At 48.6% G+C, this 8,554-nt stretch carries 6 protein-coding genes and 1 pseudogene; 4 read left to right on the top strand and 3 right to left on the bottom strand.

Annotated features, from left to right (window positions below; genetic code table 11):
- Window positions 1-83 precede the first annotated feature (83 nt).
- From CAG68_RS14200 to dsrO, 3 genes are read right to left on the bottom strand one after another with little or no spacing between them, the layout of a single operon-like run.
- On the bottom strand, window positions 84-3,176 hold the full coding sequence (locus CAG68_RS14200) for a tetrathionate reductase subunit A (protein WP_086046929.1): 3,093 nt from the start codon (window positions 3,174-3,176) through the stop codon (window positions 84-86).
- 17 nt (window positions 3,177-3,193) lie between these two features.
- The gene (nrfD, locus tag CAG68_RS14195) at window positions 3,194-4,324 is read right to left on the bottom strand and encodes an NrfD/PsrC family molybdoenzyme membrane anchor subunit (RefSeq protein ID WP_042523072.1); all 1,131 of its coding nucleotides are present in this window, start codon (window positions 4,322-4,324) and stop codon (window positions 3,194-3,196) included.
- Complete coding sequence (gene dsrO, locus CAG68_RS14190; protein WP_042523070.1) at window positions 4,321-5,088, bottom strand: sulfate reduction electron transfer complex DsrMKJOP subunit DsrO; 768 nt, start codon at window positions 5,086-5,088, stop codon at window positions 4,321-4,323. The genes nrfD and dsrO overlap by 4 nt, the downstream gene beginning before the upstream one ends.
- Window positions 5,089-5,266: 178 nt before the next feature.
- Here dsrO and CAG68_RS14185 point away from each other — a divergent pair, with 178 nt between their 5' ends.
- From CAG68_RS14185 to CAG68_RS14170, 4 genes and pseudogenes are all read left to right on the top strand, one after another.
- Window positions 5,267-7,099, top strand: coding sequence for a sensor histidine kinase (locus CAG68_RS14185; protein ID WP_042523068.1), 1,833 nt, complete (start codon window positions 5,267-5,269; stop codon window positions 7,097-7,099).
- Window positions 7,100-7,124: 25 nt separating this feature from the next.
- Window positions 7,125-7,727, top strand: a complete 603-nt coding sequence (locus tag CAG68_RS14180) for a response regulator transcription factor (RefSeq protein ID WP_033905719.1) — start codon at window positions 7,125-7,127, stop codon at window positions 7,725-7,727.
- Window positions 7,728-7,829: 102 nt separating this feature from the next.
- The gene (locus CAG68_RS14175) at window positions 7,830-8,228 is read left to right on the top strand and encodes a hypothetical protein (protein ID WP_033905718.1); all 399 of its coding nucleotides are present in this window, start codon (window positions 7,830-7,832) and stop codon (window positions 8,226-8,228) included.
- 64 nt (window positions 8,229-8,292) lie between these two features.
- Window positions 8,293-8,554, top strand: a pseudogene (locus tag CAG68_RS14170) (cytochrome C biogenesis protein); the annotation flags it as partial.

Genomic DNA, 8,554 nt, shown 5'->3' with positions numbered 1-8,554 from the left:
GTTCTATAAGCGATAAAAACAAAGTGGTGAAGAGCTGCACAAATCGGCAGCTCTAAGTGGTAGAGACGTCTTAACGTGCGGCGTTACGCTTTGCGGATTTTGGCCGGCAAGGACTGACGTGCCGCCGCGCCCACTACCCAATCCAACAATACACCTTTACCTTCTCGGGTAGGATCAATTAAGCCAATGTCGTTAATGTTGACGCCATCTTGGCTGCGCGTTTTTACGGGTTGTTGTTTATCGCAGATCCAGTGCGAGCGTTGTCCTAGCTCGGTATGACCAAACCCATGTTCAAATCCGAGTGTGCCAGGGCGAATTCCGCTGACTATCATCGCAAGTGCTTTGGTGCTTGCAGATGGTGTCTCAATAACAAACTCATCACCTGTTTTAATGCCTGCGCGCTCGGCATCGATTGGATGGATGTACACTGGGTTTACGCCTTTAATCGAGTTCAACCTTGGCGATAGATTGGATACCGCACTGTGAATGTTGGATTTAAAGTTCGTCAGGCTGAATGGCCATTCTGAGCTTGGGAACTGTTCTTCCATTGGTGTGCCATCGGCCAGCTTTTGTGGATGCCATGTTGGGCAACCCGTGTAGAAATCACCGGTCATGGTGTTTCTTGCGCTGCCGACACGTTCATTCCATATCGCGACAGGTCGTGTCCATTTATGCTTCATTTGCTCACCTTGATACGCTTCGGTTGCATTTTCAAAACGTCCACCGCGAGCAAAAATAAACGCCACACGTTTCATCTCATCCGCTGTCAGCGTCTTCTGCATGGCTGGCATTAAACGCTCTAGGCCGGACCACGCAATGTCTTCTGCCGAAACTTCAGGTACCCCGCCTTTCACATAAGCCAAGTTTGCCGCGGAACGTAAGTAGAAATCTTCAGCGCTGTGGAGGGCGTGCCAATTCCCTTGCGCATCTTGAATCGCGTTGTCACCAAAGCCGCCTAGTTGCATTTTCTTGGCGACATCAATCAAAAAGTTTTCTAAGCAAATTGAACGACCATCGGCGGTTTTCTCTGTTCGCGCTCCCACAATCGGCCAGCGAGCGGTGACGGTTTTCACCGGAACGTCGTGCCAAGGCGTTGCCATACCCCAGCTTTCGTAGGTGACCGTGTCCGGCACAATATAGTCCGACAATGCGGTGGTTTCGTTAATGAACGCATCAACAGACACAATCAAACCGAGCTGCTTTGGATCTTTAAGCTTGTATTCCAGCAGCGTTTTCAAACCGGGTACACCATACATTGGGTTCGCCATGTGGTTGATCCACGCTTTTACGCGGTATGGATACCCATCAATAGCCGCAGATAGGTGCTCTGTCAGCAGTGGCGCGGCAAACGGATACCAAGGGGCGCGAGTTGGGTAAGGTGATTCACCTGCCTCAACGCGACGTTTGTATTCGCTGGTTTTGTGGTAGGGGAATTTACTGCGCGACAAAAAGACGCCTTTCGGGCCGACTTTGCCAGTAAATTTGGTGAAGTCGTAACGAGGACCCGCAGCGGAAGTTGGGTAGCCACCCGCTTTGGCCATCGCGCCGCCTTTCATATTTATGTTACCAATCAACGCATTGAGCATCATGATGGTAAACGAGTTATAGAACCCATTGGTGTGCATGTTGCCACCGTGGGTATCGACCACCGCTTTTGTTCCGTGACTGGTGAAGCGCTTTGCTAGTTCAACAATTTGTTCGACAGGGATTTCACATTGTTGGCTGTAGAACGCAAGGCTGTATTTGAACGCCTCTTCTTTGAGTCTTTGTAGAGACGATTTTACGCGCACTTCGCCCGATGCAAGCGAAACCGTTTTATCGACAAACAGTGCCGCTTCCTCAGCTTGGGTATGAACACCAAATTCGCTGCTTTGCTCATCCACGATGACGTACGGGTCGGAGTCAGACAACGCTTCGCCCTCAAATGGCAGGTTCAGATCAGATGCGCGTAAAAACGTGCCGTTTCTCGGGTGCTGCTCATCGCTGATTACCAAGTGCGTGGCATTACACCAGTGCGCGGTGCCGGCTCGCTTCATCGCGTTTGCCCCCGGCTGCGCCAAGAAGGTTTTGTTGTAGCGTTGGTTTTCGATGATCCACTGGACCATGCCAAGCACGAGGGCAGAATCGGTACCCGGTTTGATTGGTATCCAGCGGTTGTTGTCACCAGCGGCCAAGCTCGATGAACCCGCAGGCAAACTTGGCGTGATGATGGTGTATTCCAAGCTACCTTCTGTTCGCGCATTGGCGAGTTGGCGCGCCTGGCGCTTAAAAGGGTTGCCAGCTTGCGCAGGCGACATACCGATGAAGATGATGTATTCCGCATTATCAAAGTCTGGCTTCAAATGTGCGTTCTTATCTAAGTCGTTCATAAATGCGCCGCTGCCAGCACGAAATGCGTAGCCGCAGTAAGAGCCGTGATGCCCAAAGTTACGTGTACCATAGCTGTTGAACGCGAAGCGTTTGAATATGTCGTCTCGGCCTTCGTTACCGGCGTTGGTCATTAACAATTGGTTGGCTTTCGGTCCATATTCTGGGTTTTCAGGATCAACGGGTGTTGTTAAATCGCGAATGTCGCGTAAGCCATCAACATGGCCTTCACCAAATAAATCACCACCTTCTACGACTTCTTCTATCAATTGCTCGTAGCTGATCGGAATCCATTTTCCTTCGCCGCGTTTTCCAACTCGTTTCAGTGGCTGAGTAATGCGGTACGGGCTGTTGCGAATTTCTAACATCCCATTGCCACGTGCGCATGCTGTTGAACGACCTTCAAGGCCCGCTTCTCCAGCCAAACTTAAATAAGCATCTTTGACTGGCGTTTCGAATGGAATGTGTTGCTGATGAGAGAGTGGGTGATATGGGTTGCCAGTGATACGCAAAATCTCGTCGTTGCGGTTATCAATGCGCACACGCAACCCGCACAGTGACCAACAGCCAAAGCACATCGATGGAGCTACGCGCTGGTTTGGGTTCGGGATCAGGTTGCCTTTGCTGTTGACCGTGTACTCTGGTTCAAGAGAATTACCGTGGTGAATATCACGCGTTTTTTCTCCTGCGGTGCCTTCGAGCGCACCCTCGACCATATGTTTGGTGGTGGTGGCGTAACCCGCAGCGAATGCGCCAAGCCCACCCACTACAATGCCTGATTTCAAAAACTGACGGCGTTTGTTATCCATGATGAAATCCTCTTTGATTAGCGTTCAGTTAAGGTGAGTGATGAGGCTTTTACTTCGATCTTTTGTTTTGGCTGAACCAGCTCCGAACCGAGCAGTGCCAGTGCAAGCCATAATCCGAGCATGCCGATAATGCCTATCCAGCCATTTCCATCCATAGTGAGTTGGTATGGATACAGCCCTGCATCGAACTTGGCGATGATTTGCACTTCCATGATGGTAAACCAGCGAATCAGCCATGCACTTGCCAGTGCGGCAGCAGACACAAAACTGAGCCCTATGACGTGACGAAATCTGGCTGATGCGGACTTTTGGGTATCGCGCAAGAAGATGAAAGCGAGCAAAACACAACCTAAAACGACAAAAGTGAGCAGGGCAATGTTGTGCATCCACTGTTCGCTAGAATAGAGCGAAAATGCGGAATTGTTGGATGCCCAAATCGGTAGCAGTATCAGCGTTAATACACCGCTGGTAACCACTGATTTTTTAAGTAAATTAGTATCGCCAGATGTCAGTGTCTTTGACTGACTAGGCAGCAAGAGCCAAATCAACAGAGAAAATCCGACCGCGCTCATAAATGCAGTGACAAACCAAAGAACCGGCGACGCGGGTTGGTGCCATAAAGAGCGCGATTTAACGACTGCAATTTCAGCGCCTGTGTAGACTGCAATGGTGATGCCTGATAGCACCGTGATAACAGATACCATAAGCATGACTCTACGAGAGAGCACCCAGTCACCCAGTGACAGCTTTGAAATTAGAGGCAGTACTTTCCCTGGCTGATTACGTAAGTTGATCAGATCCTCGCGGAGATACAGCCATGCAGTCACTACCGCTAAACCTGAGAAAACAGGCAGGAACAGCGAGCCTAGAGACATCCATGACCACGGCGTGATGTGCACGTAAAAATGCCAAGCTCGTCCCGGCTGGTGAAGGTCGCCAGTTAACGCCAACGGGCCTACGATAGCGCCGATGGCCATCGTTAGCACCAGCGCGGCGCGTAACCGATGACTGGTGTGTTGCTCAAATAATAGGGCGATTAGGAACAAAATAGCGGCAGCGTAAGCAGAACCGATGTAAAAGAAGTACTGCACCGCCCACGGGAGCCAAGCCATTGCTTGAGGTTGGACTAACACTTCGGTGATGTTCATGCGTGCTCTCCTTGTGGGTCGTAAATGGCAGGTTGTCCGTCGATATGGCTGGTAAAGCGTTCATCCATGCCGATATAAAACACGTGTGGATTGGTACCTTCATTGGGTTTCAGCACTTTGATGTCGTCCTGATGTTCTGTGATTAAGCGGCGAATCTCGCTTGTTGGATCATTTAAATCACCAATTACACGTGCTCCGCCAACACAGGTTTCCACGCAGGCAGGTAATAGGCCTTGTTCTAGACGGTGAGCGCAGAAGGTGCATTTGTCTGCGGTGAGGGTGTCCTCATTGATAAAACGCGCATCGTAAGGGCAAGCCTGTACGCAATACGCGCAGGCGACACAGCGACTGTTATCCACCATGACGATGCCATCTTCGCGCTGAAAGGTCGCTTGAACCGGACACACAGCCACGCAGGGTGGGTTTTCGCAGTGGTTACAAAGGCGAGGGAGCATAAAGGCTTTCGCTTCTCGCGTGGCTGTAGAGCTATCATCTAACGTAACTTCGTATTGCTTTACGGTGGTTCGGAATTGACCGATAGGCACTTGGTTCTCGATGCTGCAACCCACAGTGCAAGCCTGGCATCCGACACATTTACGCAAATCCACCACCATGGCATAACGCTTGCCGACTTGTCCTTTTCGGTCAGCGGACTGATTATTTCGAATAATGTTTCCCGCAGTTGCCGTGCCAATGCCTGCGACTGGAATTAACGCGGCTCCGGCTGTGACCGCGCTGAGAAAGCGACGTTTGGTGGAATCCATAACTCACCTGCTTTTTTGTTGTATTTGAATTGACTGATTCCATTGTGAGAAATGCGCCGCGAGGCTTATATTGTGGATTTCCACATACCCAGATCAAACTTGATCTAAAACAAATGTGGTTTAGGGAAGGTAGCTGTTATTCTTGTTGTACTCTCTTGACGGAACGATTCGACTCATCATGAAAAAAGCACTGTGGCTTCAGCTTTGGATTCTTTGCTTAGTTGCCTTTGCATCTTTGGCTCAGGGCGCAGTTTCTGAACAAGCAGATCTGCAAGGAATGCAAGAGCAAAAAGCAGAGCAGCCACAGGCCAAGCAAAAAGTCGAAGTGGGCGTGTTAGCGATACGTGGTCATCTTTATGCTGAGCAGAGATGGCAACCGACCATTGATTGGCTCAATCAGCAAATTTCCGATGTGCATTTTGTCCTTCATCCCCTTAACTTGGATGAAATGGGCGAAGCGGTGAAGTTTCAGAAGATAGATTTCATCTTAACCAACCCAGGTCAGGCAGTGCGATTGGGCAGGCAATACGCGCTGTCGTGGATGGCAACGCTAACTAGCAGAGCACCACAAAACTCGAATTACGGCATTGGTTCGGCGCTTGTGGTTCGAGCCAATTCAAGTTATCAAACGGTGCAAGATGTCTCAGGACGTCCCGTTGCAGCGGTATCAGAAAAAGCCTTTGGTGGTTATCTCACGATGCGCTATCAAATAGTCAAAATGGGTCTTAATCCAAACGATTTCTTTTCTGATGTCCGCTATCTTGGTTTTCCTATTGATGCCAACCTGTATCAATTACGTGATGGCAATGTGGAAGCGGCCGTTGTCCCTGCTTGTTTATTGGAACAGATGTTAAGTGAAGGGCTTTTACAACCGAGTAATTACCGAGTTTTAAATCAACAGCCGAACGAGCGTTCGTTATGCGCTGTTTCCACACCGCTTTATCCGAACTGGTCATTTGCCAAAACAGAGCGCGGCTCATCTCAGATTGCCAAACAGATTGCGCAAGTATTGTTAGCGATGCCACCTGAACACCCTGCGGTTATTGCGGCAGGCGCGTCAGGTTGGACGTCCCCCGTCAGCTTGCTGAGTATCGACAAACTGTATCAGGCGTTGGATCTCCATCCGTTGCAACAACCTTGGTGGAGTGAGGCTCTACGCTGGCTGCGTAGTCATCAAGAATGGGCATGGGCGCTGTTCATGTTTGTGATTGTGTTGAACGCGTACCACTTTTGGCTTGAGTATCGATTTAGCAAGAGTAAGCAAGCGTTGGAGCAGACATCGTTACGATTAAAAGAGAAAAGTGAACAGTTAGAACATTCACAAAGGGTCGCGATTGTCGGAGAAATCGGCACTAGTCTTGCTCATGAACTCAATCAGCCATTGGCAGCCATTCGCAATTATAGTGAAGGCGGTTTACTTCGCTTGGCCAAAAAACGCCCACATGAAGATATTGTCCCTGTACTTGAGAAAATACAGGGTCAAGTTGAAAGAGCCGATGCAATTATTCAGCGATTAAGAACGTTGATTCGCAAGCGCAGTGTCGACAAAACGTCGTGCGATCTTCAAGTACTCATTGATGACACGATTGAGTTGCTCCATTTTAGAATGCAGAAGCAAAACATTTCTATTGTGGCCAGTACAGAAGGGAACATTCGTCCGTTACTTGTCGATGCAGTTGGCGTACAACAGGTTTTAGTTAATGTGATCAGCAACGCGATTGATGCGTGTACTTTGTTCCAAGAGAAATATCACTCATCAGGCTATCAAGGTAAAATTGCCCTGCATTGCGATTACCAAATCAATCAACTCTCTATTCGAGTGTTAGACAATGGTACAGGGTTGCAGCAAGAGAATCCGACTCAAGCGTTTGTGAGTAGCAAAGAAGAAGGGCTTGGGCTAGGGTTAGCCATTTGTCGCGATGTGATGGAAATGCATGGTGGCGAGTTTGTCATCAGCTCGACAGCACCACATGGTTGTTTGGTTGAGCTTGTGTTTCCATATCAAAACTAATCTGAACTAGGCATAGGAGCATTCAATGAGCAGCGGTGAAAAGCAGCTACCTGTTTTTGTAGTCGATGATGATGAATCGGTGCGTGACTCGCTCGCTTTTATGCTGGAAGAGCATGAGTTCAAGGTGACGACTTTTGCTGATGGGCAATCTTTTCTCGATAAAGTGAACATTCATCAGGCCGGATGCGTGATCCTTGATAGCCGAATGCCCAACCTTCGTGGTCAGCAAGTGCACCAAGTTTTAAATAAAGCCAACAGCCCGTTAGCCGTTATTTATCTGACAGGGCATGGTGATGTCCCGATGGCGGTCGATGCATTGCAAGCTGGGGCGGTCAATTTCTTCCAAAAGCCAGTCAAAGGCGATGAACTGGCACGAGCCATTTTACAGGGACAGGCGCAGTCTGCCACAAACCTCGATATGGCAGCAGCTAAATCGGCTTATGAATCGCTCACACCTAGAGAAAAAGACATTTTACGTTTGATCATTGAAGGAAAGCGCAACATTCGTATTGCTGACGAACTTTGCATAGCAATGCGAACGGTTGAAGTACACCGAGCTAATCTATTGAAGAAGTTCTCGGCAAAAACCGTCGCAGAGTTGGCATATATTTATGGCAAGCTAGATTAAAGCTTACCGAGTGAAGCCTCTTAAGGCTATTTAGAGGATACAACTTGAGCTTTATGACGACTCGCGTATTATCTTCTTCGTTCTTACTTTATCTGAATTCTTATGAGTTTGTTGACTAAACGACATCACACGCCACATAAGCGGGCAAAATGGCTACTGGCGATTATTGGCTGGGTGGTCGTTGTGTGTCTGATGCAAAATTCAGGTTTTGCCTCGTCATGCTCTATGAAATATGAGACGGAATCGCCCGCGGTTTCACTTACTGATGAGCGTTCGAGCGTCAAGTCGATTGATACTAAAGAAACCAGCAAGTGCGAATTGTCTGAAAAGTTAATTCAGTTTTCTCAACATCAACTCGATGTATTTATTGTTGTTCTGTTTGTGGGTCTTTTTGCTTCGGCAATTTGGTTGTGCAGTGCCTATATTGGTGCGCAACATTGGACGGAACCGATAGGCCGTAAGTATCGAGTCCATCTGACTTTCTGTGTGTTCCGAGAATAAAAGCGTGCTTTCTGACCACTAGCGTCAGTTATTTAGCACCTTTGTCTTTTAACTAGGAATCACTATGAATCAAATTACTAAACTGACTCAGTTTGCGTCCATGTTTTTTATGACGCTTGCTTTGAGTTTGCTCTCTCTGAGTATTTCAGCTCAAACTACTGATACAGGTTGGCTAACCAACCCACAACATCCTCCAGTGCAAACGCGCTTTGTGCTCACTGGTCAACAAGATCCGCAAGCCAAAACAATTACTGGTTATCTGGACGTCAAGTTGGCTGGGGACTGGAAAACTTACTGGCGTTCACCTGGTGAGGGCGGCGTAGCAC

Origin of the sequence: Vibrio sp. V42_P2S4T144, assembly GCF_009904715.1 — a bacterium.
In the GTDB taxonomy this organism is placed as follows: domain Bacteria; phylum Pseudomonadota; class Gammaproteobacteria; order Enterobacterales; family Vibrionaceae; genus Vibrio; species Vibrio alginolyticus.
The sequence above is the reverse complement of the archived record's forward strand: the minus strand, read 5'-3'. Positions and strand labels throughout refer to the sequence as shown.